This is a genomic window from Siminovitchia fordii DSM 16014 = CIP 108821 (assembly GCF_000374565.1).
Taxonomy (GTDB): domain Bacteria; phylum Bacillota; class Bacilli; order Bacillales; family Bacillaceae_C; genus Siminovitchia; species Siminovitchia fordii.
In genome coordinates this window covers 31,490-55,063 of record NZ_KB894692.1, presented here as the reverse complement: position 1 = coordinate 55,063, position 23,574 = coordinate 31,490, and the positions used below count along the sequence as shown (strand labels likewise).

23 protein-coding genes, 1 other RNA gene and 1 other annotated feature are annotated in these 23,574 nt (G+C 40.9%); of the genes, 5 read left to right on the top strand and 19 right to left on the bottom strand.

Annotated features, from left to right (window positions below; all coding sequences use genetic code 11):
- Positions 1–21: 21 nt before the first annotated feature.
- Positions 22–1,104, bottom strand: coding sequence for a histidinol-phosphate transaminase (hisC, locus tag C509_RS0112130; RefSeq protein ID WP_033370093.1), 1,083 nt, complete (start codon positions 1,102–1,104; stop codon positions 22–24).
- A gap of 75 nt (positions 1,105–1,179) precedes the next feature.
- Positions 1,180–2,352: a chorismate synthase gene (aroC, locus tag C509_RS0112125; RefSeq protein ID WP_018707202.1), complete on the bottom strand. Its 1,173-nt coding sequence runs from the start codon at positions 2,350–2,352 to the stop codon at positions 1,180–1,182.
- A 50-nt stretch (positions 2,353–2,402) separates the two neighbouring features.
- Positions 2,403–2,635 (bottom strand) — a binding site (T-box leader).
- Positions 2,636–2,942: 307 nt separating this feature from the next.
- On the opposite strand from aroC, the gene C509_RS0112120 reads away from it, so the two are divergent.
- Positions 2,943–4,031 (top strand): bifunctional 3-deoxy-7-phosphoheptulonate synthase/chorismate mutase, encoded by a 1,089-nt coding sequence (locus C509_RS0112120; protein ID WP_018707201.1) that lies wholly within the window; start codon positions 2,943–2,945, stop codon positions 4,029–4,031.
- Positions 4,032–4,136: 105 nt separating this feature from the next.
- On the opposite strand, the gene C509_RS27520 is transcribed toward C509_RS0112120, so the two are convergent.
- From C509_RS27520 to C509_RS0112095, 6 genes are all read right to left on the bottom strand, one after another.
- Positions 4,137–4,733: an EamA family transporter gene (locus C509_RS27520; protein WP_051088695.1), complete on the bottom strand. Its 597-nt coding sequence runs from the start codon at positions 4,731–4,733 to the stop codon at positions 4,137–4,139.
- A 298-nt stretch (positions 4,734–5,031) separates the two neighbouring features.
- Complete coding sequence (locus tag C509_RS0112110) at positions 5,032–6,540, bottom strand: carboxypeptidase M32 (protein WP_018707199.1); 1,509 nt, start codon at positions 6,538–6,540, stop codon at positions 5,032–5,034.
- A gap of 114 nt (positions 6,541–6,654) precedes the next feature.
- Positions 6,655–6,834: a hypothetical protein gene (locus C509_RS0112105; protein ID WP_018707198.1), complete on the bottom strand. Its 180-nt coding sequence runs from the start codon at positions 6,832–6,834 to the stop codon at positions 6,655–6,657.
- 151 nt (positions 6,835–6,985) lie between these two features.
- An RNA gene (rnpB, locus tag C509_RS25570) (RNase P RNA component class B) lies at positions 6,986–7,375 on the bottom strand.
- A gap of 64 nt (positions 7,376–7,439) precedes the next feature.
- The gene (gpsB, locus tag C509_RS0112100; RefSeq protein WP_018707197.1) at positions 7,440–7,745 is read right to left on the bottom strand and encodes a cell division regulator GpsB; all 306 of its coding nucleotides are present in this window, start codon (positions 7,743–7,745) and stop codon (positions 7,440–7,442) included.
- Between the two features lie 150 nt (positions 7,746–7,895).
- The gene (locus C509_RS0112095; protein WP_018707196.1) at positions 7,896–8,234 is read right to left on the bottom strand and encodes a CotD family spore coat protein; all 339 of its coding nucleotides are present in this window, start codon (positions 8,232–8,234) and stop codon (positions 7,896–7,898) included.
- A gap of 325 nt (positions 8,235–8,559) precedes the next feature.
- On the opposite strand from C509_RS0112095, the gene C509_RS0112090 reads away from it, so the two are divergent.
- Complete coding sequence (locus tag C509_RS0112090) at positions 8,560–9,030, top strand: Hsp20/alpha crystallin family protein (protein ID WP_018707195.1); 471 nt, start codon at positions 8,560–8,562, stop codon at positions 9,028–9,030.
- Positions 9,031–9,260: 230 nt separating this feature from the next.
- On the opposite strand, the gene C509_RS27020 is transcribed toward C509_RS0112090, so the two are convergent.
- Positions 9,261–9,575 carry a YppG family protein gene (locus C509_RS27020; protein ID WP_483852524.1) on the bottom strand — a complete coding sequence of 105 codons (315 nt, stop codon included), beginning with the start codon at positions 9,573–9,575 and terminating at the stop codon, positions 9,261–9,263.
- 323 nt (positions 9,576–9,898) lie between these two features.
- Between C509_RS27020 and yppF the strand changes: the two genes are divergently transcribed.
- Positions 9,899–10,108, top strand: coding sequence for a YppF family protein (gene yppF / locus C509_RS0112080; protein WP_018707193.1), 210 nt, complete (start codon positions 9,899–9,901; stop codon positions 10,106–10,108).
- A gap of 19 nt (positions 10,109–10,127) precedes the next feature.
- On the opposite strand, the gene C509_RS0112075 is transcribed toward yppF, so the two are convergent.
- The 3 genes from C509_RS0112075 to C509_RS0112065 all read right to left on the bottom strand — a co-directional run bounded on the left by C509_RS0112075 (position 10,128) and on the right by C509_RS0112065 (position 11,956).
- Entirely contained in the window at positions 10,128–10,508 is a 381-nt protein-coding gene (locus C509_RS0112075) for a YppE family protein (protein WP_018707192.1), read from the bottom strand.
- Positions 10,509–10,624: 116 nt separating this feature from the next.
- Positions 10,625–10,831, bottom strand: coding sequence for a hypothetical protein (locus C509_RS0112070; RefSeq protein ID WP_018707191.1), 207 nt, complete (start codon positions 10,829–10,831; stop codon positions 10,625–10,627).
- A 138-nt stretch (positions 10,832–10,969) separates the two neighbouring features.
- Positions 10,970–11,956: a DUF2515 family protein gene (locus C509_RS0112065; protein WP_018707190.1), complete on the bottom strand. Its 987-nt coding sequence runs from the start codon at positions 11,954–11,956 to the stop codon at positions 10,970–10,972.
- Between the two features lie 101 nt (positions 11,957–12,057).
- On the opposite strand from C509_RS0112065, the gene recU reads away from it, so the two are divergent.
- Together recU and C509_RS0112055 are read left to right on the top strand one after the other, a co-directional pair.
- On the top strand, positions 12,058–12,669 hold the full coding sequence (gene recU, locus C509_RS0112060) for a Holliday junction resolvase RecU (RefSeq protein ID WP_018707189.1): 612 nt from the start codon (positions 12,058–12,060) through the stop codon (positions 12,667–12,669).
- 41 nt (positions 12,670–12,710) lie between these two features.
- Positions 12,711–15,380: a penicillin-binding protein 1A gene (locus C509_RS0112055; protein ID WP_018707188.1), complete on the top strand. Its 2,670-nt coding sequence runs from the start codon at positions 12,711–12,713 to the stop codon at positions 15,378–15,380.
- Between the two features lie 43 nt (positions 15,381–15,423).
- On the opposite strand, the gene nth is transcribed toward C509_RS0112055, so the two are convergent.
- The 7 genes from nth to panB all read right to left on the bottom strand — a co-directional run bounded on the left by nth (position 15,424) and on the right by panB (position 23,373).
- Positions 15,424–16,089, bottom strand: a complete 666-nt coding sequence (nth, locus tag C509_RS0112050) for an endonuclease III (protein WP_018707187.1) — start codon at positions 16,087–16,089, stop codon at positions 15,424–15,426.
- Between the two features lie 24 nt (positions 16,090–16,113).
- The gene (locus C509_RS0112045) at positions 16,114–16,815 is read right to left on the bottom strand and encodes a DnaD domain-containing protein (protein ID WP_018707186.1); all 702 of its coding nucleotides are present in this window, start codon (positions 16,813–16,815) and stop codon (positions 16,114–16,116) included.
- 95 nt (positions 16,816–16,910) lie between these two features.
- Positions 16,911–18,095 carry a pyridoxal phosphate-dependent aminotransferase gene (locus tag C509_RS0112040; RefSeq protein WP_026319825.1) on the bottom strand — a complete coding sequence of 395 codons (1,185 nt, stop codon included), beginning with the start codon at positions 18,093–18,095 and terminating at the stop codon, positions 16,911–16,913.
- A 21-nt stretch (positions 18,096–18,116) separates the two neighbouring features.
- On the bottom strand, positions 18,117–18,593 hold the full coding sequence (locus C509_RS0112035; RefSeq protein ID WP_018707184.1) for a cell wall elongation regulator TseB-like domain-containing protein: 477 nt from the start codon (positions 18,591–18,593) through the stop codon (positions 18,117–18,119).
- Between the two features lie 199 nt (positions 18,594–18,792).
- Positions 18,793–21,600, bottom strand: a complete 2,808-nt coding sequence (gene dinG / locus C509_RS0112030) for an ATP-dependent DNA helicase DinG (protein WP_018707183.1) — start codon at positions 21,598–21,600, stop codon at positions 18,793–18,795.
- 89 nt (positions 21,601–21,689) lie between these two features.
- Positions 21,690–22,535 (bottom strand): pantoate--beta-alanine ligase, encoded by an 846-nt coding sequence (panC, locus tag C509_RS0112025; RefSeq protein WP_018707182.1) that lies wholly within the window; start codon positions 22,533–22,535, stop codon positions 21,690–21,692.
- Position 22,536: 1 nt separating this feature from the next.
- Complete coding sequence (gene panB / locus C509_RS0112020) at positions 22,537–23,373, bottom strand: 3-methyl-2-oxobutanoate hydroxymethyltransferase (protein WP_018707181.1); 837 nt, start codon at positions 23,371–23,373, stop codon at positions 22,537–22,539.
- Positions 23,374–23,574 lie beyond the last annotated feature (201 nt).

The window sequence follows — 23,574 nt, the reverse complement described above, 5'->3', positions numbered from 1 at the left end:
GTATTTTCCTCTCTGCTAAATCTAGTGTTTGACCAGCACCATTTTTTCTATTATGTCAAAGAGCTCGCTATTCTCTTCTTTTGTTCCGACTGTAATGCGAATCCCATTCGGAAACGGCCTGACTGTATAGCCTCTTTCCAATAAATATTGAAAGACTTCCGCACTTTCTTTTCCTGGGATTGAAATAAATATAAAGTTGCCTTGTGAAGGATAAAAATTTATATTATGCCGCGTACAGATCTCGTAGAATTTCTGAAGCTCATGTGCATTTGAGCTCACACTTCTATCAACAAAATCCAAATCCTCCAATGCCGCAATAGCTGCTTTTTGGGCAAGCATTGATGTATTAAACGGCAATCTTACAACTTCCAATTGCTGTATGAAGGAGGCCGCTCCAATCCCATATCCTATTCGGAACGCAGCAAGCCCGAAAGCTTTTGAGAAGGTCCGCAATACCATAAGATTGTCGTATTGGTCGAGAAGCGGAATTGTTTCAGGATAATCTTGGGCTGTTACGTATTCGTAATAGGCCTCATCCAAGACAACGAGAACATGAGATGGAACAGACTGCAGAAATTGACCTAATTCTTTATCGTTCACATACGTCCCGGTCGGATTATTAGGGTTACATATCCAAACCACTTTGGTATCATCATCAACTTCTTTTGCCATTGCCTGCAAATCATGCCGGCCGTCTTGTAAAGGCACTTCACGGATTTCCGCATTTTGAACAACTGCATTGTGGCGATACTGTGGGAAAGTCCCAGTTGCCATAACTGTATTGGAATTTTCGTCCAGTAGAGCTTTGCTGATAATCTGAATCAATTCATCCAATCCGCTGGAAAAGATTAATTGATCTTCTTTGACCCCTGTATACTTTGCAACTTTTTTTCTTAGAACAGTTGCTGCTCCATCGGGGTAAATTGCAAAGTTCTCCATACTGGAGATTACTTTACTGACGTGCGGAGAAGTTCCGTAAGGATTTTCGTTCGAAGCAAGCTTCACGATTTTATCCAAGCCGTACTCACGTTGCACCTCTTCACTTGATTTTCCCGGGGCATATGCTTTCATTGTCAAAAGTTGTGGCCTCACCTTTACATTCATCATTTTTCCCACCTTTAATTTTTTATAAGTATGGTTCGGCATCTGGTCGATTGGCAGAGCAGCGCCTCTCCTAAATTAAAAGTTTCTTGTATATTTTTTGTATTCTTCAACGTGATCCTTTATTGCATCCATACGATCGTGTCCGAAATGCTCCAATACTGCTGCCGCCAATTCCCACGCAACCACCGCCTCGGCAACTACACTTGCTGCAGGGACTGCACAACTATCGGATCTTTCGATGCTTGCTTTAAAAGGCTCCTTTGTATCAATATCAACACTTTGCAGAGGTTTGTAGAGTGTAGGAATCGGCTTCATGACACCTCTAACTACAATAGGCATTCCCGTCGACATGCCGCCTTCCAAACCACCAGCATTATTGGACCCTCTTGTATAGCCTTTTTCCTCATCCCACAAGATTTCATCATGCACCTGGCTTCCAGGTTTGTGTGCCGCTTCGAAACCGATACCGATTTCAACTCCTTTGAATGCGTTGATGCTCATTACAGCTCCAGCCAATTTGCTGTCCAGCTTCCTGTCGTAATGAACATAGCTGCCGACACCGGCAGGCATTCCATCAACAACCACTTCTACAATTCCTCCGATTGAATCTCCTTGCTCCTTGGCCTCATCAATTGCCCGCATCATTTTTTCCGCAGCTGTTTCGTCAAGGCAACGAACCGGAGAGTTTTCCGTTTTCTCCTGTAATTCCTCAATTGATCCATAATCTGTGTTTTCAGCACGGATTCCGCCAATTTCCAATACATGTCCGGCAACCTTGATTCCGAGCTGTGATAGAATGATTCTGGCGACAGCTCCTGCGGCCACTCTTGCCGTTGTTTCTCTAGCTGAAGAGCGCTCCAGCACATTTCGCATATCACGATGGCCATATTTCAAAGCCCCATTTAAATCAGCATGGCCAGGGCGCGGGCGTGTAATCTGCCTCTTCACTTCCTGCTCTTCATTTTCTTCGAGCGGTGCTGCCCCCATTATTTTAGTCCAATGTTTGAAGTCCCGATTTTCGATGACCAGTGTAATTGGCGAACCTATCGTTTTCCCGTGGCGTACTCCGCTTAATATTTGCACATTGTCCTTTTCTATTTGCATCCTTCTTCCACGGCCATAGCCTTTTTGCCGTCGGGATAATTGTTCGTTTATCATTTCTTCAGTAAGCGTCAAGCCTGCAGGAACGCCTTCCAAAATTGCGGTCAACTGCGGACCGTGTGATTCTCCAGCTGTCAAATATCTCATTCGTAAAGCCCTCCAATTGTTTAATTAAAATAAAAAACGCCCCTGCATATAGCAGGGACGATCATTATCGCGGTACCACCCTCATTGCGGAAATAATTTTCCGCCACTCAAACAGATAACGGCTGCTCCCGTCTTTTCATACTGGCTTGATAATCGATTCAAGCGTTCCTAAAAGAAGCTCAAGGAAGTAATTCGCATTCATCTTTGTGCTGATTTTCACCTGCCATCAGCTCTCTATTAAAACAGGGAGATGAACACTACTTTGTCCTGTCATAGCTATTTTCAAAGTTATTTAACATTAATTTTTACCACATAAAGATATCATTGTAAAGCCAATTTTTACATTTTTACTGTTATGCTGGAAAATGTTCAGATTTTCCGGCAGTTGTCATGGATTAGCAATGATATAATTAAAAATAGGCAAACAATTTAAAAAATCCTCTTGACAATGAAACAAATACGGTTTAATGTGTTGAGCTATCAATAAAAATTATAACACACATGCTTTACAGCGTTGAAGTCCTAAAGTTTATTTTTTTATAAAATTTCAATGACTGTGAAGCAGTGAATAAATCAAGGAGGGCTTATCGTTGTCAGAATTGGAAAGTTTACGTTCTCAAATTGAGAAAACCACATTGCAAATTTTAGATCTGTTAAACGAACGAGGCCGGATCGCTCAAGAAATTGGTAAATTAAAAGAAATGCAGGGCGTGAAACGTTTTGACCCTGTCCAAGAGCGAAAGCTGTTGAATATGATTGCTGATCACAACGAGGGCCCATTTACTACATCAACTGTACAACACATATTCAAACAAATCTTTAAAGCAAGCCTTGAATTACAGGAAGATGACCATCGTCAGGCACTGCTCGTTTCAAGAAAGAAAAAACCGGATGATACAATTGTATCGATTCATGGCGAAAACATCGGTGATGGAAAAGCTCATTTTATCATGGGACCTTGCGCCGTTGAAAGCTACGATCAGGTTAAAGCTGTGGCTCAGGCACTGAAAAAACAAGGATTGAAGCTATTGCGCGGAGGTGCATTCAAACCTCGGACATCTCCCTATGATTTCCAAGGTCTCGGCTTGGACGGACTGAAGATACTCAAACAGGTCGCCGATGAAGAGGGATTGGCTGTAGTCAGCGAAATATTGAATCCGTACGATATGGAAGCGGCACTTGATTATGTAGATGTGATTCAAATAGGTGCTCGCAACATGCAAAACTTTGAGTTATTGAAGGTTGCTGGTGCGGTTCGCAAGCCAGTTCTTTTAAAACGCGGGCTTGCAGCAACCATCGAAGAGTTCATGTATGCCGCCGAATACATTCACGCACAAGGAAACGATCAAATCATCCTTTGTGAAAGAGGCATACGCACTTACGAAAAAGCGACTAGAAATACACTTGATATTTCTGCCGTTCCTATTTTGAAGAAAGAAACCCATCTTCCAGTTGTTGTTGATGTAACCCACTCAACCGGACGGAAAGATCTTCTTCTCCCTGCTACAAAAGCGGCAATCGCCATTGGTGCGGATGCTGTTATGGCAGAAGTCCATCCAGATCCTGCTGTGGCTCTTTCGGATTCTGCCCAACAGATGGATATTCAACAGTTCAACGAATATATGGACGAAGTAAAAGCCTTCGCTAGCAAAATTGAAAAAGAAGCTGCGAATGCCTAATAAAAACGATTCAATTTCGATTATCGAAATTGAATCGTTTTTTTTATATAGTAATTGGTCCCCTTTTTGTTCTTTCATAACTGATGACCAAAATGGAGGACACAATCATAATGGCCCCTGCCAATTGTCCTCCTTGAAGCTGTTCATGAAAGGATAGTGCCAATCAATTGCCGCTGCCACAGGTTCCACTGCGGCCAAAATGGAGGCCGTACTCGTTTCCACTTTATTCAGCCAATAAGTATAAAGTAAATAGGCGAATACGGTTGGAAACAAACCTAAACCTATCATATAAAGCCAGCCTTCAAGCCGCAGCAATGCAGCCTTTTTCCAAAACCGGAAAAATGGCAGCAGGCAAACCGAGCAGGTGAAAAATGTATACAGGGTAACGGTCATTGAATGATAATTTCTCAAAGCCACTTTTCCGAAAATACTATACAGGGCATACCCCGATCCTAAGCATAAACCGATAATGAATCCAGGTACTATCCATTTCCCTGAGCTGATATCACCAGACAAGGCTATAACAGCACAACCTGTGACAGGGTGAACTTCTCTTTTAAAAATATAACTGATAAGACTGCAACGAAGGCAGGACCGGTATAAAAAAGCAGCATAACGGCAATTGAAATAGACATCATATTCATAGCGGTAAAATATGACCAATAGAAAAATACAATACTTAAAAGTCTTGTCCCGATTCATCGTATTTTAAATTGGCCCATTGAATTCGTCGCGAGTGCAAAAGGTATAAGAAATATAAATGCACCAAAAACATGTATTGTAACAATCTCCATTTCCGAAAAATCATAATAGGACAGCTTCTTAACAATTATCGCAAGGGTCCCCCATAATAATGCCCCGACACAACTGTATGCCTGGCCAACTTTACAACTTCCCTTTTCTAGCAATCTATCAGACCAATAGATAAGGATGGCTAAAAGCCACCCTTATCTATTGTAAAATAATATATATAACTGCCAACTATAGTTATTAGAGCCTGCTACTCTAGATTATAAAGGATGGAATATTTTTCAACAAGATAATCAGTTAAATATTTAGCTGATAACCCTTCCCCTGTTGCTTCTTTGATAAGCTCAAGGGGTTTTTTCGTTTTTCCATAACGATGGATATGTTTGGTAAGCCATTCTCTTATCGGACGGAGGTTCCCCGTCTTTAAAAGCTGATCATATTCCGGTATCTCTCCAATCATGGCATTTTTGATCTGTGCAGCATACATATACCCAAGCGCATAAGAAGGGAAGTAACCAAAGTTACCGGCGGCCCAGTGTACATCTTGCAAGACTCCTTCGGAATCGTTCTTTGGCCGAATTCCCAAATATTGTTCATATTTGTCATTCCATATATCCGGCAACTCGTCAATGTTGATTTCGTTATTGAACAGTGCTTTTTCGATTTCATATCTAATGATAATATGCAGGGAATACGTCAGGTTATCAGATTCGATTCTGATCAAGGATGGCTCGGCTTTGTTGATTGCACGGTAAAATTCATCCAGCCTGACATCATCGAATTGACCGTTGGAATATTTTTTTAGAATCTCAAAGTTGTATTCCCAAAAGGATCTGTCCCTCGCCAAAATATTTTCGTAAAATAATGATTGTGATTCGTGTATTCCCATCGAAGTTCCGGTGCAAAGTGGTGTTCCGATCAATTCACCTGATATATTTTGTTCATACAAAGCATGGCCACCTTCGTGAATCGTTCCGAAAACAGCCATTCTCCAATCATTATCGTGATACCTTGTTGTAATACGCACGTCCCCCGGATTTAGGCCCGTGGCAAATGGATGAATTGTTTCATCAAGCCGCCCGGCTTCAAAGTCATAACCCATCTGTGCTAAGATTTTCAGGCTGAATTTCTTCTGCTGTTCCTTTGGAAAAGGATGAAAAAGGAAATCCATTGCAGGCTTATTTCCGGATTCTTGAATCTTTTGGATTAAGGGTGCGATCTCCTCTTTTAAGGTTTCAAATTCTTTATCAATCGTTTCCACTGTTACACCTGGTTCGTACAGATCAAGCAATGTATTATATTTGTTGCCTTCGTAACCCCAATACTCAATAAATTTTTTATTATAATTGACGAGCTTCTCCAAGTATGGCTTAAACATGTCGAAATCAGATTTCTTGTGGGCTTCCTCCCATATATTCTCCGCTTCTGTTTGTAAAATGACATATTCTTTATACTCTTTAGGCGGTATCTTTTTGTTGCGGTCATAAATCTTTTTGCACTCTTCCAATGTTTTTTGGACCAGTTCAGGCAACTCGCTTTTCTTTCCGGATAAATTCGCAATAAAAGCAGCCATTTCTTCGGAAATTGACATTTGAAAGTATTCGTTGGACAGCATGCCGATCACTTGAGACCTCTGTTTTACCCCTTTTTTTGGCGCGCCCGTCCGCAAATCCCAGTAAATAAGCTGGAGCGCTTCATTGAATGACTCCATCTTTTTTACGTATTCCATAAAAGCAGTCTCTGTTTGATTCATTTGCATGTAAACGCCTCCAATATGTATGAATATATCAATCTTATACTACCTGAATAGACTATTCCAGAATATTGTCAGGCTGAGCATAGCAAGACGCAAGTGAATCAATACACCTGCGTCTCATTTCTGGGCGATATTCCTTTTTTCCGATAGAGCATGATGAATCGCCTTGCTCAAACTTTGTTCAGCCTCTTGAAGCCGTCTTTTCGCTTTATCGGGCAAGTGCTCTTTCCGCAGCATTTCATTGGAGGAATACAATGCTTCGAATATCCTTTTGAAATCGCTCATCACATGCGGCATAACGGTAAATCACTCCCTTATAGAATTTATAACAAAAGTATATTCCAAAACCGAAAATTATATTCTGGTTTGTAAAGGCTTTCATAATAAGCAAAAATCAATGCCTTCCTGGATTGGAAGGCATAACTCTTTGCTTTACCTATAAATAACATTCTATAAGCCATGTTCTGTACCTTTGTACTACAGGCGATCATAGGCGATCTCGTACTCGGGCGGTAATCATCTATCTGCAGACGTTTTGTCTGCCTCTTGCTGCGTTCATTTCCGCTATAAGAGTGCCTCTACCATAATTTGAGTTTCTCGCTCACGGGGTTTACCTCGTTCCACCTTTGCCGTTTCCGGCAAAGCTTCGTCACTGTGGCACTTTCAAGGTATTCACATCATATCCGGTTAGACGTAGATGTTTTCCCTGCCGTCAGCCGGGATCCGGCTGCCCTGGCTTATTGTTTCACCAGGCGTGATCACTACGGGCATCTCAGCACCGTGCGAGCATGGACTTTCCTCTGCCACTCTGAAAAAAGGGCAGCGATTACCCGAATGTTATTTAACTGGATGATCATTATAATATTTTATTGATATTTTTACAAGTAGCAATTAAAGGAACTTTATACATTTTCATCAAGTTTGCTTCCAAATACATGTTTCTCCAAGTTCGACAGCCGTTTTAAAATGTCAAAGTTAGTCGTGCCTGCCGGCTGGATCTGCTGACGGCGTGAACTCTCTTCCAACTGTTTTTTCAACCTCATATTTTCCTGCTGCATCTCATCAATGATGGAATGCATGGATTCATAATCCTTGATAATCAAGTCTAAAAACTTATCTACTTCTTCTTGTTTGTATCCTCGAAAACCTGTCTTAAATTCTTTTTCTAATATTTCCTTAGCAGTAAGTTTCAATTTCTCAGCCAACATTCGAGACCACCTCAAATTCAAACGACATTAATATCATTCTTTCAAAATATTGGTTATTTGTCAATTTAACCTTTAAAATAATCAGTTCAGTAATTGTTTATGTACGGAAACAAGGATGATTCCTGTGCTTTTCATCCTTGTTCCAGATAATTAATAAGGAAACATCGGCCCTCCCATTGGACCCATCGGACCCATCGGACCTATCGGACCCATTCCTGGTCCTGGTCCCGGACCAGGGCCAAATCCCGGTCCTGGAGGCATTCCATATCCCATTCCAGGAGGAGCGATCGATTCGGTATTCGTCACTTCAGTAGCACATGATTCAGTGTGCGGGAAGCTGTGCACATGATTATAATTAATGTGATTAACTGTAGTTGTGTGAGATGGGTGAATTTCAGGTACAACGACATTATAACATTTGTTGACTACACAGCATTTAGTCGGGTGCACTACTGGCGGACATACCTTTGTACCACAGTTTATATACATTTTATTATACTCCTTTCCACCAAAAGATTCTTTACACTAACAACCTATGTAAAATAACCATACATGTACTAATACAAATACCTATTTTGCTGATTGGCCGCAGGCAAAAATATTTGTATAATATACGACATTTCCAAACAATTTGCGCTATTTGACTCTTTAATGAAGTCGAATGTTGCGCTTGCCCGGGAAATGTTTACCAAAATTATTTCTGATAAATGGCCCTTGAACCTTAATTGGTGTGAAAAGAGGGTTGTGCCATGCGAACTTTTTATTTTATTCATACATACTATACCATATATTCATCTTGGGAGGGAGACCTGTAATGTCGGAAAATTTTTCAAAGGACAAATCAAATGATAAAAGTCCGGAGCCCATTAATCAATTAATGAAAGCGATGAATGACTTTTTCGAACATCGTCCAGTCAAAGGTTTTTTGGAAAATTTGGATGAATTATTTATGTCTTCGCCTTTTGCTGGCAGCTTTCCAGTAGAGTTAAAAGAAACTGATTCGAAATATATCGTTCAGGCTAAGCTGCCAGGAATTAAAAAGGAACAAATCGAAATTGACGTTTTACAGCAATACATCACAATCACGGTCAGACATCGCGAAACAATCACTACCGAAAATAAGCAACAGGATTTATATCAACATAAAGACACTATGAGAAGAACTTCAAGAACCATTCCGCTGACAAAAGCCATTGATACAAAAAACGTAAAGGCTGTGTATGAAAACGGCCTATTGACAGTCTCCATCGATAAACTGAAAGGAAAAAGAATCGATATCACGTAATAGCAGCACAAGCTCCTCTTGTTTCGGCAGAGCAAAATTTACATGCCTTTTTATTTATAGTTGCCCCCCGAATCATCTTTATGTTAATAATTTTCAACTAAATTTTCTGCAAATTGCAACAAGCTGCGCCATAAAGCACTTATGGCGCCATCCGTCCAATTGCATTGGACATCCTATTCGCCAAGTTGGAGCCAAAAAAGGGTATCGGCCTTAAAAGACCGATACCTATTTTAAGTTTTGAAAAGACTTCCAAGCCCTTTTGCCATATTGGAAACCTGTGTTAAAGCATTCATCATTTGGCCTGCAGTATCCATCATTTTATTTAAGTCAAAAGAGCCGCTTTGAGATTTGAATGAATTGACAAATGAGTTTAAATGCCCTGTTTGCGGCAGTTTGGGCAAATTTGGGATTTGATAAGGCTGAGCATAACCATCATTATATTGATTCTGCAAATGATCTTCCTCTGTCTGAAGAGGATTATGAAATAACTGGTTGGGCATGTTATTTCCTCCGTACGGCGGACTCATAAGGTGTTGAGGATGCATATGACTTATTTGCATTGGAGCCTGGTAAATTCCATTGGGGGGATACATCCCAAAGCCCGAGTGATAAAGCGGGGGCGTGTTGGGATAAGGAGGGACATAACTTGTAACCCTTCTCATGTGATACATCCATGTTTCCTCCTTCATCAAAATTACTCTACATATAAAATATGGTGATTGCTGGCAAAGGTGATAAAGTCATAAGTTGAAAGCGCATACAAAAATTGTCGATTTTTCTCTTCCTTTGTCGGAAGTCTCACTTTTCTATTAAAAAGGAAATCAAAAAATCTATGGTAATATGTAAAAAAAGCCTGGGAGGTATGTTCATGACAATTCACGAATTAAAGGAAAGGTTTTTTCAGAAAAGATCATATTCAATTGAAGACACTTGTCAATTGCTGGACTTTGCTAAACAGACTTATATCAATAATGAAATATCCCTGAAAGAATTCCGGAACGTTATTCGTGAATTGGAAGCACTTGGAGCCCAAAACATTGATGTGTTCTTTGAAAGCGCTATAAAAACTGAAGCCTAGAGCAAAACAAATCCCCGGATTATTGATCCGGGGATTTGTTTTGCTCTATTTCTTCCAGAATCCGCTCCAGTACATACTCAATCGATTGAATGTGACTCTTGAATCTTTTTATGCTTGTATCGGGAAAAAATGCCCTGATGGAGACCATCTGTATGTTTTCCGCGGTATTTTTAATCTGCAGCGGATACAGGTTTTTTGGCCTGATATCAGTCACCCATTTGACAGCTGTCGGTTCCCATTCCTCACTCAATACCTTCACTTTATCGGCAAAAGGCTTCACCTCAGTATAGAAATCTCCCTGTTTGCCTGTCTTCCGGCAATAACGGAAAGACTCAGCTGCTTGGCGATTGCATTCGAGCAATTCCCTTGTCATTTCCTTTAATTGACTATACTCCATCATTCTACAGCCCCTCTATTAAAAAACAGCTGAATATAAAGCTGCTGTCTGATCTTCTAACTGCAATAATCATCTTATATCCTTATAAGCAGCTTATCAAGAGGTCTTAATGATAAAGTTTAAGAAACATGATAATGTCTTATTCTCTCCCTTGCATCTTTCAGTTCCAATTGAGCAAGTTTTCTGTCCATGTCCTTGCTTTCACGAGTCATTTTAGCTGCTTCACTAGATTCTTCGTCTTTGACTCTTTCAGCAATTTGCCTTTCCAGCAGATCCAATTGGGCCTTAATTTCCGCCAGTCTTCCGAGGCAGTCTTTTTTGTTCATCGTTATCTCCTCCGTCCGACTTATTTGATAACGTATTCTCTCTTCTGAAAGAACTTCCTGCTATGCTGACAAAACTAGAAGCGAATCGGCAAACAAAGTGTATAATCTTTTTTACCAGCACTTCAATTCGACATTTTGTCAACTTCCTTTTGAAAGCATCTTCCTTAAGAGAAAATAAAGTCGGAGTTGATCCTGTTTTTGATAAAACCAGTGCGTTAGAGCAGCCGGTTTTTTCAGGCAGGGAGTTTCCATCCATCCAAGTTTGGGAGGGGCCTTCAAAGACCAATCTTCCACCGGCCTTTCGTTATGCTCAATAATGGGCGAAACAGCCCTGATAAAGGGGCTCTTTCGCTTCCTCGAGGCATATGCATAACGTTCATAATCAAGGCGTGATCCTGTTGGTTCTGTATTAACTGCAAAATACAAAAAGTGTGGATACAAGTCTTCATCAAACAAAATGGATGATAGACGTTTACCCAAATCAATCCTCTTCCACACCTTTTTAAACTGAACGACGCTTTCTCCATATAGCTCACCGTTCATTGTAGGAAAAACAATACAGTTGAAGTGAAGGAACTCATGAAATGCAAAAAATGCGGATTGAAAAATTTTACTTTTATAAAATGGATGCGAAACAACCGATTGTTGAATCACATGCTGTTCATTGACGATCAATGCATATAACAGTCTTTTCCTATCCCCATTTTCCCAAAAATGTCTCCATTCGGATTGCATGAAATTTGAAACAAAAAAGTGACCCAGCAAATGGAACATCGGCCGTTGCAGCTTTTTGGAATATTGGTATAGTAACAACTGGGGATAGGCATCTTTAAAGATGAGCCAATTTCCCCTTTCAAGTGTCAGAAAAAGTCTTTTTCTTGTCTCCTCATCAAGGATTTCGGGGATTATTTCTCCGAAAAGATCACTCATATTCCAACCCGTATTTCTTGAAACCATGGATGCCAAAAAAGACCATGCGATTTCCGGGTTTTGCAAAAAGAAGCGCTGGTAACATTTTGTCCTTGAAATGTTATCTTTATTGCCTTTAAACTCTTCCTGTCGAATCCGATTTATAATAAAATATTCTTTGGATTGGATCCTGCAAAACGAGCTGCTGAGGTTCATCACATTGCGCTCCTACTTCATTTTCTCTTTAATATGTACTAAAGTTCCACATTTTTATTCAAAGCCTGTGATATAATTTAGATTCATAAGGGGGATAAAAAATGGAATTTCATTATCCTACAGGCCGGAAATATGTGGCACGGCCTCAAAAAGAAAAAAAAGCCGATTCACCTAATAAAGAGATTATATATAGTAATAGGGGGATGACTCTTGAAGAGGATTTAAATGAAACAAATCAATATTATTTAGCCAATGGACTGGCTGTCATCCATAAGAAGCCCACGCCTGTCCAAATCGTCCATGTCGATTATGCAAAGAGGAGCACGGCAGTCATAAAAGAAGCATACTTCCGCCAGGCATCAACTACAGATTACAATGGGATATCCAATGGCAGATATATTGATTTTGAAGCGAAAGAGACAAAAAATCCAACATCCTTCCCATTGAAAAATTTTCATGTGCATCAGATAGAGCATATGAAAAATGTAATAAACCAAAATGGGATTGCCTTTGTCATCATCCGCTTTTCAACATCTGAGGAGATTTTTTTGCTTGAAGGCGAGTATTTATTTCGCTATTGGGACCGCATGGAAAATGGCGGTCGTAAATCAATCACAAAAGAAGAATTGGCAACCTACGGGCATTCCATCGAAATAGGATGGGCACCTAGGATCGATTATTTAAAAGTCATACGGAATCTATATTCATTTTAATGATGAAATAGAAACTGCGGTATGGAAAGTGAGGATTTTTCATGGGAGAGAACTATCAATCTCGTACAGAACGGCGCCGAAAACTGGGTGCCGATAAAAAACAAAAAAAGGGCAAGAAAAACAGCCTGTTCAAAAAAATAGTGGTACTTTTTTTAGTTCTTGCTTTTGTAGGTTTGGCGGCAGGTGCCGGTACGTTTGCCTGGTATGTAAAAGATGCCCCCAAGCTTGACAAAAAGCTGCTTGTTGATCCCGTCGCTTCGGAATTATTGGATATTAACGGCGAAGTGTTTACGACTTTGGGAGCGGAGCGGCGTGACTATGTTGAATTTGATGATATTCCCAAGCAGGTAAAAGATGCTGTCTTGGCTACCGAAGATGTCCGTTTTTATAAACATCACGGGATTGATGTCAAAAGACTTGCCGGAGCAGTACTTGCCAATGTTTCGCGCGGTTTCGGTTCTGAAGGTGCTTCGACTTTGACTCAACAAGTGGTTAAACGCTCTTTCCTTTCCGACGAAAAAACGTTGAAAAGAAAAGCACAGGAAGCATGGTTATCCATCCAGCTTGAGAATAATTTCACGAAAGACCAGATCTTTGAAATGTATGTGAATAAAATATATTATTCCAATGGCATTCACGGGATTGAAACAGCTTCAAAGTTCTATTTTGATAAAACACTGGATGAATTGGAATTACAGGAAGCAGCATTTTTGGCGGGGCTTCCGCAGAGTCCGAACAATTATAATCCATATAAACATCTAGAAAAAGCGGATAAAAGAAAAAACATCGTTTTATCCCTAATGCATCAGCATGGCAAGATCAGTAAAGAACAAATGGAAAAAGCACAGAAAATTTCAGTTTCCGAAACACTCGTCCCTCAAGATGAGAACCAAAAAGAATCTTATAAATATGATTCTTTTGTGGATCAAGTCATTAGGGAAGTTGAAGAAATGGGAGACTATAATGTCTTTGCAGACGGATTAAAAATTTATACAACACTTGATCCGGATGCACAGAAATACACCGAAAATATGCTCTTTACGGATGAAGTTGTCCAATATCCGGATGAAAAATTCCAGGCAGGAATTGTTTTGATGGATACAAAATCCGGTGAAGTGAGGGCAATTGGCGGAAGCCGGAACCAGGATGTCAAACGCGGGCGAAATTTCGCTACTCAGCTGAAAGACAAAACCCCAGGCTCTACGGCAAAACCGATTTTTGATTATGGTCCTGCAATTGAATATTTAAATTGGTCGACATATGAACAAGTCAAAGATGAGCCATACTCATATCATACCGGTACACCGATCAATAACTTCGACAGGTCTCATTTGGGACAAATGTCGATTAGGGAAGCATTATATCGTTCAAGAAACATTCCAGCTTTAAAAGCGTTCCATGAAGTAGGACAAGAAAAAGTCAAAGAATTTACGGAAAAACTGGGATTGGATGACCCTAAAATAGTGGAATCTGATGCAATTGGAGGCGGAGAACAGCACCCCTCCCCTATGACGCTTGCCGGTGCATATGCAGCCTTCGGCAATAACGGGATGTACAATAAGCCGCATACCGTGAAAAAGATTGTTCTCATGGACGGCGAAACGGAAATCAAAAATAAAGTGGAACCGGAAGTTGCCATGAAAGATTCAACAGCTTATATGGTGACAGATATGCTAAAAGACGTACTCTCAGGCAAAGCAGGTGCAACAGGCAGCGCAGCAGCTATTCCAGGACTCCCTGTTGCCGGCAAAACGGGAACAACGAATTATACTCAAGAAGAGATGCTTGAAAATAACATTCCTGATGGAAGTTCCCCAGACTCTTGGTTCGCCGGTTATACTACGAACTATACCATTGCCGTTTGGACAGGCTATGAGAACAGAAAAAATCCAGTCCTACCAAAGGATTTGACCATTTCTCAGCAGTTATTCAAAAATCTGATGACCCATGTGTCAGCAGATATTGAAACACCTGACTTTACTATGCCCAAGAGTGTAGTAAGAGCTGCAGTCGAAAAAGGATCCAATCCTGCCAAAAAACCAAGTAAGCATACTCCTGAAAGCAATATTGTTTATGAATTGTTTGTCGCAGGTACTGAACCGAAAGAAGTATCGCAGGCCTATGACAAACTGGATGCCCCTTCAGTATCCGGTAAATATCAGGAGGAAGGAAACCAGATTGTCTTCTCGTGGAGCCATCCGGACATGGATAAAGGTGATATGAAATTTGAAGTGAAAGTCAACCTTGGAGGCGGCAAACAAAAAGATATCGGTTCAACATCAGATACAAGCTATACCATTAATGAAGTTGAACCTGGTGAAACATACGGAATTCAAGTTGTTGCCGTATCAGGCTCTCAAAAGAGCGCTCCGGGATCTGCCAGCGTATCAGTCCCTTCTCAGGAAGAAAATGAGGATGAAGAAGAGGAAGAACTTCAAGACGAGGATCAGGATTCTGAAAACCAAGACGACCAGGAAAACAAAGACGATGATCAACAAAATGATCAGGATCAGGATCAGAATCAGGGGCAGGATCAAAATAATAATGAGCAAAATAATAACAATGGGCAGCAGCCTGGGAATGACGGGAATGGAAATTCCGGAAATGAAGATCCTGGAAATAACGACAATGATGATAAGAAGGAAAACCCTGATACCCCTGCTTCTCCACCAGCCGATGACAATCCTGAAGGCCGAAGGGAAAATAACTGATATAATAAAAATGGATGACCAAAAAGGTCATCCATTTTTTTAGCTATTTTGTTGAAGCAGCATCTTTCTTCCTCATTCTTTTCTTCCCTTCTCTGCACAAATCGAGTAAAGGACAAATATGGCATTGAGGATTTTGCGCTTTACAATGGTATCTTCCGAAAAAGATCATTCTGTGATGGCTGATGGACCAAAGTTCTTTCGGAATTTTACGCATCAATGCTTTCTCAACCTCTAATACACTGTCTTTCCACCGGCAGAAAGCCAAACGCTTACTGACTCTTTCCACATGTGTATCAACTGCAATAGCAGGAACGCCGAAAGCCACAGATACAACTACATTGGCAGTCTTGCGCCCAACCCCTGGAAGCTTGACAAGCTCATCACGATCGGATGGCACTTTTCCCCCGTAATCCTCCAATAGCATTAGGCACAGTTTTTGAATATTGTTCGCTTTATTACGATAAAGACCAATGGAACGTATGTCCTGCTGAAGTTCCTCAATAGGCACATTAAGATAATCTTCAGGTGTTTTATACTTTTTAAAAAGGGATTTGGTTACTTTGTTGACAAGGACATCGGTACATTGGGCAGATAGTAAAACAGCGATGACAAGTTCAAACGGATTCGAATGATTTAATTCACATTCGGCTTCCGGAAACATTTCCCCCATTGTGTCAATACAAAGTTGGATTTCCTGCTTATTCAACATATACCTCACCTCCAGTTGTCAAAGTCACGGTTCAAGCCAATTATAAAACGGAATGGTCTTTGACGATGTTCCCGTTGTTGGCTGTGTTGGCTGCTTCGTTTTTTGCCTAAATTGTATCCCCTGCATTCGTGCCTGTTCGAGAGTTTTGACCCCATTTTTCTTCCAATTGAATAAAATGCGATCTATGTAACGAAAGCTCAATTTACCAGCTAAAACTGCTTCCCTTAATGCAGCCTTGATGATAACAGGGTCTTGTCCGTCTTCATCAAGCCACATGGCTAGGTTTTCACATTCCATTGGTGATAGCGGTCTTCCGAACTCCTGCTCAAAAAGGGAATATAGGTCATGTTCCTCGAGCAATGTAAGTTTCAAGTCGCTTTGCTTTTTCTCGAATTTCAATTCGTCGGCAAGCCTTATCCATAATGGGCTCATCGAATACTTTTCAAAACGGATTCCATCCTCCGAAACACCTTCTTCTATCGAAAGAAACTGCATTTGAACCAGTTTTCTTAACACCCCGGAACATTCACCGCTGCTTATTGTCATTCTTTCAGCCAATTGTTCAGGTGTAGGAAACTCGTTACCTGTCTCAATAAACGATAGGACTTGTAATAGCAGTGTCAATTCTTTTTCGTCTAACCCGATTTGCTTATACTTTTGCATTAACAGATTTGGGACTTGAATCATACCGGCTTCCATCCATGACACTATTATATTTTTATCCATATTCAGCACCTCTTCTTTACTAGCGTGGAAACCGCTGTGTCTTTCGATGGAAAAACCACGCACAGATTGCACGTGGCCTTTATTTTCAAAATGAATTATTGTCTTTTGGACTCCACAAATGAATGAATGCGGTTGACCGCTTCCTCCAGCAATTCAAGAGATGCGGCATAGGATAGTCTGATGTTTTCCGGAGAGCCGAAGCTGGAGCCCGGTACAACAGCTACAAGCGCCTCTTCAAGCAATGCCTGTACAAAACTGTCTACATCATCAAAACCAGAGTTTTCGGCGGCTTCTTTCACGTTCGGATATAAATAGAATGCGCCCTGTGGCTTCAGACATGATACACCTGGAATGTTCGTAAGTTTTTCATGGATGATGTTCATTCTTTTTTCAAATGCCTGTCTCATTTTTTCAACAGGCTCTTGAGTTCCCGTGTAAGCCTCAATCGCTCCGTATTGGGATGTTGTTGTTGGATTCGAAGTTGAATGACTCGCGACATCCGTCATGGCCTTAATAATTCTTTCGTTTCCTGCTGCATATCCAATTCTCCAGCCAGTCATGGAATGTGATTTTGACACACCATTGATGATGACGGTTAACTCTTTAAGTTCAGGCGATAGTTGAGCTATTGAAACATGATCGTAACCATCGTATAGAAGTTTTTCATATATTTCATCAGAGATGATCAGTATATTATGTACTTTACAAACTTCCCCAATCTCGGCCAGTTCTTCTCTCGAATAAATCATCCCAGTCGGGTTGCTGGGTGAGTTGATAATAACAGCCTTTGTTTTGGATGTTATAGCTTCTTCAAGCTGTCTGCCGGTGATTTTGAAATGATTTGCTTCTTCACCGTCGATAAACACAGGCTCGCCCCCTGCCAACTTTACCTGCTCAGGATAACTTACCCAGTATGGTGTCGGAATGATCACTTCATCGCCATCGTTCAGTATTACTTGGAAAAGTGTGTAAAGGGCATGTTTTGCACCGTTTGTAACGATAATTTCTGAAGCATTATAATCAAGTCCTTGATCCCTTTTGAATTTTCCGATGATTGCCTTCTTCAATTCAGCCTGACCGCCCGCAGGTGTATACTTTGTATGTCCTTCTTCCATGGAACGGTATGCCGCCTGAATAATATTTTCCGGTGTGTTAAAATCCGGTTCACCCGCTCCCAGCCCGATCACATCAAGACCGCTCGCTTTTAATTCTTTTGCTTTTGCTGTTATCGCCAGCGTGGATGAAGGTGTAACTTTGGATACCCGATTTGATAATTCAATCATCTGCAATCCCTTCTTCCTCTATAGATTTTCTATTTTTCTCCACCATTTTCCTGAGTCAAAATGGATGTAATAATAATTCAAATTTGAGTTTTCATCCAGATAGGACAATTCCCATACAGGAAGTTCCTTTTCCATTCCAAGTCTAACTCCAAGAATCTCTTTAGGCTTTTTTTCGCTAAGTAATTTATTGACTGCGTCCTGTTTCGAGACACCATCTGACATTTTCTTTACGTGGACTTCGTCTTTTTTATTTTCTGGTATCCATGCAGCAGTTTCCTTGCCTTTGCTGTTTTTTCCAATCACTACAAAATACGTGCTAGAACCATTATATAAATAAAACTCGTCCACGCTTTTTATATCCGTCTCCGACTTTAGCCTTGCCTCGGCGGCATCCCTTGCCTTTTTCACTGGCGTCATTGCCTTGCTATACACACATCCGGTTATCCCCGCAGCAATTAAAATGCAAGCAAGAATAACCGCGAGCCATTTATACATGTACATCCCTCGTTAATGCAGAAAATCTTCGTTTTATTGTGCACTCGTTCCTCAATACACATATTTTGTTACTTATAACCGATCTGTTTTTTGCCACAATATAAGTAAGTAACGCGGTACCCTCATTATAACATGATGGTGAGGCCGTTGTTTTTAAAAAAATCTAGTCCACATTGTGAACGTCGCTTCTTGCGGCGTTTTACTTTTTCCTCAGCCAATTTTCAACCGAAGGGATTAGATCATCCAAAGGACCTTTTTCAACCTTTATGGAAGGGATAGACCTTAGAAAAGCTTTTCCATATACGGATGTAATGATTCTCTGGTCAAATACGAAAAAAACACCACGGTCTGTCTTTTGTCTGATTAAACGTCCGAATCCTTGTTTGAACTGAATAATCGCTTCTGGGAGAGAGAAAGCTGAAAATGGGTTTCTTCCGCTTTTCTGAACGGATTCCAATTTTGCACTCGTAACCGGATCATCTATTGGAGAAAATGGGAGCCTGACAACGACCAGACAGGATAAGTTTTCTCCCGGGATATCGATTCCTTCCCAAAAGCTGCTTGTTCCCAGCAGGATTGCCTTTTGAAACTGCTGAAAGCTTTTTACAAGCCTACTTCTGCTGCCTGAAGAAACACCATGAGCCAGCAGGATAAAATCACTGAGTTCATTACTGTCATCAAGTAATTCATAGGTTTTTCGAAGCATCTCATGGGAAGTGAACAGCACAAGCATCCGCCCTTCTGTAGCATTTGCAACAGCGATTAAGTGACAGGCAATCGACTCGGTATATTCCTCCATGGAAACAGAATTGATTTCCGGAAGATCTGTCGGAATAAGCAGCTTAACCTGCTCTTCATAAGAAAAAGGAGAGTCATATCTTTTTTCAATCCGTTCAAAAGAATTAATTCCAATCTCCTCGTTAAAAAATTTGAATGTATTATTGGCAGTAAGCGATGCAGACGTCAAAACAACACTCTTGTGTTCTTTAAAAAGCCTTTCGGATAAAAACTGGTTAATATTCAACGGCTGTCTATGAACACTCGTTCTGTTTGCCATACATTGGTGATCACTCTCAAGCCATGTCACTTCACTGTTTTCCTTTGTTGAAAGCAAATGTTTGACCTGAGAGCCCATTTCACTCCATTCTTCATGAAAGCCTGTCATTTCTTCAAGGAATGCCAATTCGGCAGTCGAAAGTGAAGACTGGTTTTTATTGATAAGCGCAAGCCGTTCCTCAACACCCTGGGAGATCAGCTTATGAAAATCCAAAAAGCGCTCGGCGCACAGCATGACTTTCTGCCAGCCTGCCCCGGATCTGATTTGGTCAGAAACCCTTAACTTGGCTCTTCTATTCTTCACTTTATTCGACGACCGGGTACTCTTAAGCATTTGGCTCAGCAAGATGAATAAATCATCTGTTTCTGATTCGAGACCATCTATAGCATTATCCACTATGAAGGAATGAACAGAAGGAACTTCTGAAACTTTAGCAGTATACCTGTCAAGGATGTAAAATTTTTTCTTTTTCTCGGTTGTTCCCAATTTCCCCAGCAAAAACTTTATATGATTATAATCAAGCATCCTTCCGAGTTTAGTCCTTACTGATTTTTCCAGATGGTGAGCCTCATCGATAACAATGTAAGGGCTTTTTGGCAGTACATGATGTTTCAAATCAGCGACAAGCATGGAATGATTGGTTACAATAATATCCGCATTCGCTGCAAGATTTTTGGAATGCAAATAAAAATCATGATAAGTCCAAGGATCATTGCCCTTATCGACAAAAGATCCGTCATTGCATATTCTCTTCCAATAAAGCTTTCCTCCGCTTGACAGGTTCAATTCATCCATATCCCCAGTTTCCGTCTGCAACAGCCAAACCAATATTTTCATTTTGGTGATCGTTTCATCATACGAGGAGTCAGGTTCCCAAAGCGTCTGCTCAAACCTAAGCATATTAATATAATGCTCTCTGCCTTTGATTAAAGCTGTCCTAAAGGAAAAAGGAACAGCATCTTTTAAGACTTTTATTTCTTTCTCCAGTATCTGATGCTGCAATTGAATCGTGTGAGTACTAATAATGATTTTTTCCTTAAGGTCAACTGAAAAATATATACTTGGAAGCAAATATCCGATGGTCTTGCCGACGCCTGTTCCTGCCTCTATAACAGCATGGGTATTAGTCCGGAATGATTCATAAACTGTATCCATCATTTCGAACTGCCCGTTCCGTGACTCAAACTCTTTAATCAGTGGCTGCAGGAGTTCGATTTTATCTTCTGTTCCTTTAGGATAAGCCAGTGATTGAATTGGGGCCTCTTTGTCTGAAAATTGCTTTTTCTTCAACACGATGCCACGATAGAATTCAAGTTCATCTGGAATACTTTCCATACGGCCCTCTTTTTCCTTCAAAATCGACTCAAAAAAAGATAATATGCTTCCGTTAAGGTTTTTGGATAATTTACAAAGTTTTTGCAATGTCGCTACAGGAAGATTTTTTGCTTTTTCCAACAGCATTAAAAACAATTCCGCTGTAGCAAGGGCATCACTGTCCGCCTGGTGCGGGGTGATATGCTCAAGCTCCATTTGATCCGAAAGTTCTTCCAATTTATAGCTGTTCGCCTCCGGTAGGAGAATGTTCGCCAGCTCGACCGTATCCAAGGTCTTTTCAATGGGATTAACAAAACCGGCATTTTCCAATTCCCCTGCAACAAAACTGCGGTCAAACTTTACGTTATGAGCCACAAAAATCGATCCATCCAATATGGAATGGATCTCACCAGCAATCTCTCCGAATCGGGGCGCTTTGGCTACCTCTTCCTCACCGATGCCTGTCAAATCTTTTATAAAAGACGGGATGGGCACTTCGGGATTGACAAAAGAAGTATATTGATCCGTGATACGGGAGTTTTCTACAATAACTGCAGAAATTTGTATCACCCTGGATCCTTTAACATATGAATTCCCTGTTGTCTCAACATCTACAACGACATATTTGCCTGCCATCCTCTTCACACCTTTAATCCAATAAACAATCGCTACTCTTAGTTAGTTTACCACATATGAGTCCTCTTTCCACCCGAAAATAAGAGCAATTAAACTTCAATGATGATATTGTCAATAAGTCTTGCTTTTGAAAACTTGACAGCGGCAGCGACGATCAACTTTCCATTGGGGATGGAAACCGGCGCCAGTTCGGGGAAACTCAATATCTCCACATAATCAATCTCAGCCTGCATTTGGGATCTCATATGATCTTCAACTACACCTTTGATGGCATCAATATCTTGAACGCCTTCTTTTATTAAATCTTCAGCCTTCTGCAAGCTTCTGTATAAGGCAGGCGCCTGTTTTCTTTCTTCTGTCGTCAATTTGACATTTCTTGAGCTGACTGCCAATCCGGAAGATTCCCTGACCGTTTCGATAGGAATGAGCTCAATCGGGAAATCAAGATCTTCAACAAGACCGGATACAACCGCAAATTGCTGTGCATCTTTTAAGCCGAAATAAGCCCGATCAGGCATTGTAATATTAAAAAGCTTCGACAATACCATGACAACTCCGTCAAAGTGGCCCGGCCGGTTGACTCCACATAGGATATCAGTCCTATTTAAGACTGTCATCCCTATTGATTTTTGGCTGTTATACATATTTTCCGGGCTTGGCATGAATAAAATGTCAACCCCGGACTCTTTAGCAAGCTTTTTGTCCCTTGCAGAATTTCGGGGATAGGAATCATAATCTTCTCCAGGTCCAAATTGTAAAGGATTGACAAAAATACTCATGATAATGATATCATTTTGTTTACTGGCTTCCTTGACAAGCGTCAAATGTCCCTCGTGCAAGTAACCCATTGTCGGAACAAAGCCTATGGATTTTCCGCTTGATTTATGTTGTATCACCAATTGTTGCATTTCCTGCTTTGTTGTGACTGTGATCAATTCACTTTCCTCCGTACAAAGAAGCCAGTTCTTCCTGCTTCATATTAAATGTATGTTTCTGCGGATCGGGAAACGTGCCTGTTTTAACTTCCTCCACGTACTTCCCGATACCTGATAATGCTGCAAAATCTATATCTGCAAACTGTTTGACAAACTTAGGGACACGGTCAACTCCAAATGTAACAACGTCATGAAATACGAGAACTTGTCCATCTGTTTCAGGACCCGCGCCAATTCCGATTACCGGTATGTTTATTTTGGCAGAGACTTCTTTGCCAAGCTGGTGAGGAATACACTCCAATACGATGGCAAAAGCACCTGCTTCTTCACATTTTTTTGCCTCTTCAATCAGTTTGACTGCCGCTTCCGCCGTTTTCCCCTGTACTTTGTAACCGCCAAGCACCCCCGCAGTCTGCGGTGTCAATCCTAGATGTCCCATGACAGGCACACCGGCATTTGTCAAGGCCCTGATCGTATCTACCACTTCTCCCCCGCCTTCAATCTTTACGGCATGTGCTCCACTCTCCTGCATGATTTTCCCTGCAGACCTCAGAGCCTCTTCTTTGCTTATATGAAAAGTCATAAAAGGGAGATCCGTGACAATAAAAGTATCTTTCGCTCCACGTTTCACCGCTTTTGTGTGATGAATCATATCATTGGTTGTGACAGGTACCGTAGAGTCATAGCCCAGCACAACCATTCCAAGCGAATCACCGACAAGAATCATGTCCACCCCGGCTTTTTCAGCAAGTTTTGCTTGTGGATAGTCATATGCGGTAAGCATGACAATCTTTTCCCCAGCTTGTTTCATTTTCAAAAAATCTGTTGTCGACTTCATTTTGTTCATCCTCCTATCTCTTTAGAGGAGACGAAATGAATCAGAGCGGCAGTTATAAAACCAAAAGGAGTCCTCCCTAAAAAAGGCAGAAGGACTCCGCAACTGTCACTCGTTCGTTCCGGTCCTCTGTCCCCGTCCTTTTAGAGGATCAAGGCAGAATTAATTGTTTTTCCTAATAATTTGTGGTGCAGCTCAAAAATG

What these genes read in the sequence shown, in the direction of transcription:
- nth (WP_018707187.1), bottom strand. Translation starts at nt 16,089, where the DNA reads ATGTTGAATAAGCAGGAAATCCAACTTTGTATTGACACAATGGGGGAA.
- C509_RS0112055 (WP_018707188.1), top strand. Translation starts at nt 12,711, where the DNA reads ATGGGAGAGAACTATCAATCTCGTACAGAACGGCGCCGAAAACTGGGT.
- C509_RS0112075 (WP_018707192.1), bottom strand. Translation starts at nt 10,508, where the DNA reads ATGATGGAGTATAGTCAATTAAAGGAAATGACAAGGGAATTGCTCGAA.
- C509_RS0112110 (WP_018707199.1), bottom strand. Translation starts at nt 6,540, where the DNA reads ATGCAAATGAATCAAACAGAGACTGCTTTTATGGAATACGTAAAAAAG.
- C509_RS27020 (WP_483852524.1), bottom strand. Translation starts at nt 9,575, where the DNA reads ATGCATCCTCAACACCTTATGAGTCCGCCGTACGGAGGAAATAACATG.
- yppF (WP_018707193.1), top strand. Translation starts at nt 9,899, where the DNA reads ATGACAATTCACGAATTAAAGGAAAGGTTTTTTCAGAAAAGATCATAT.
- dinG (WP_018707183.1), bottom strand. Translation starts at nt 21,600, where the DNA reads ATGGCAGGCAAATATGTCGTTGTAGATGTTGAGACAACAGGGAATTCA.
- C509_RS0112095 (WP_018707196.1), bottom strand. Translation starts at nt 8,234, where the DNA reads ATGTATATAAACTGTGGTACAAAGGTATGTCCGCCAGTAGTGCACCCG.
- hisC (WP_033370093.1), bottom strand. Translation starts at nt 1,104, where the DNA reads ATGAATGTAAAGGTGAGGCCACAACTTTTGACAATGAAAGCATATGCC.
- aroC (WP_018707202.1), bottom strand. Translation starts at nt 2,352, where the DNA reads ATGAGATATTTGACAGCTGGAGAATCACACGGTCCGCAGTTGACCGCA.
- C509_RS27520 (WP_051088695.1), bottom strand. Translation starts at nt 4,733, where the DNA reads ATGAATCGGGACAAGACTTTTAAGTATTGTATTTTTCTATTGGTCATA.
- C509_RS0112065 (WP_018707190.1), bottom strand. Translation starts at nt 11,956, where the DNA reads ATGAACCTCAGCAGCTCGTTTTGCAGGATCCAATCCAAAGAATATTTT.
- recU (WP_018707189.1), top strand. Translation starts at nt 12,058, where the DNA reads ATGGAATTTCATTATCCTACAGGCCGGAAATATGTGGCACGGCCTCAA.
- panB (WP_018707181.1), bottom strand. Translation starts at nt 23,373, where the DNA reads ATGAAGTCGACAACAGATTTTTTGAAAATGAAACAAGCTGGGGAAAAG.
- C509_RS0112035 (WP_018707184.1), bottom strand. Translation starts at nt 18,593, where the DNA reads ATGTATAAATGGCTCGCGGTTATTCTTGCTTGCATTTTAATTGCTGCG.
- C509_RS0112045 (WP_018707186.1), bottom strand. Translation starts at nt 16,815, where the DNA reads ATGGATAAAAATATAATAGTGTCATGGATGGAAGCCGGTATGATTCAA.
- C509_RS0112070 (WP_018707191.1), bottom strand. Translation starts at nt 10,831, where the DNA reads ATGAACAAAAAAGACTGCCTCGGAAGACTGGCGGAAATTAAGGCCCAA.
- gpsB (WP_018707197.1), bottom strand. Translation starts at nt 7,745, where the DNA reads ATGTTGGCTGAGAAATTGAAACTTACTGCTAAGGAAATATTAGAAAAA.
- C509_RS0112090 (WP_018707195.1), top strand. Translation starts at nt 8,560, where the DNA reads ATGTCGGAAAATTTTTCAAAGGACAAATCAAATGATAAAAGTCCGGAG.
- C509_RS0112105 (WP_018707198.1), bottom strand. Translation starts at nt 6,834, where the DNA reads ATGCCGCATGTGATGAGCGATTTCAAAAGGATATTCGAAGCATTGTAT.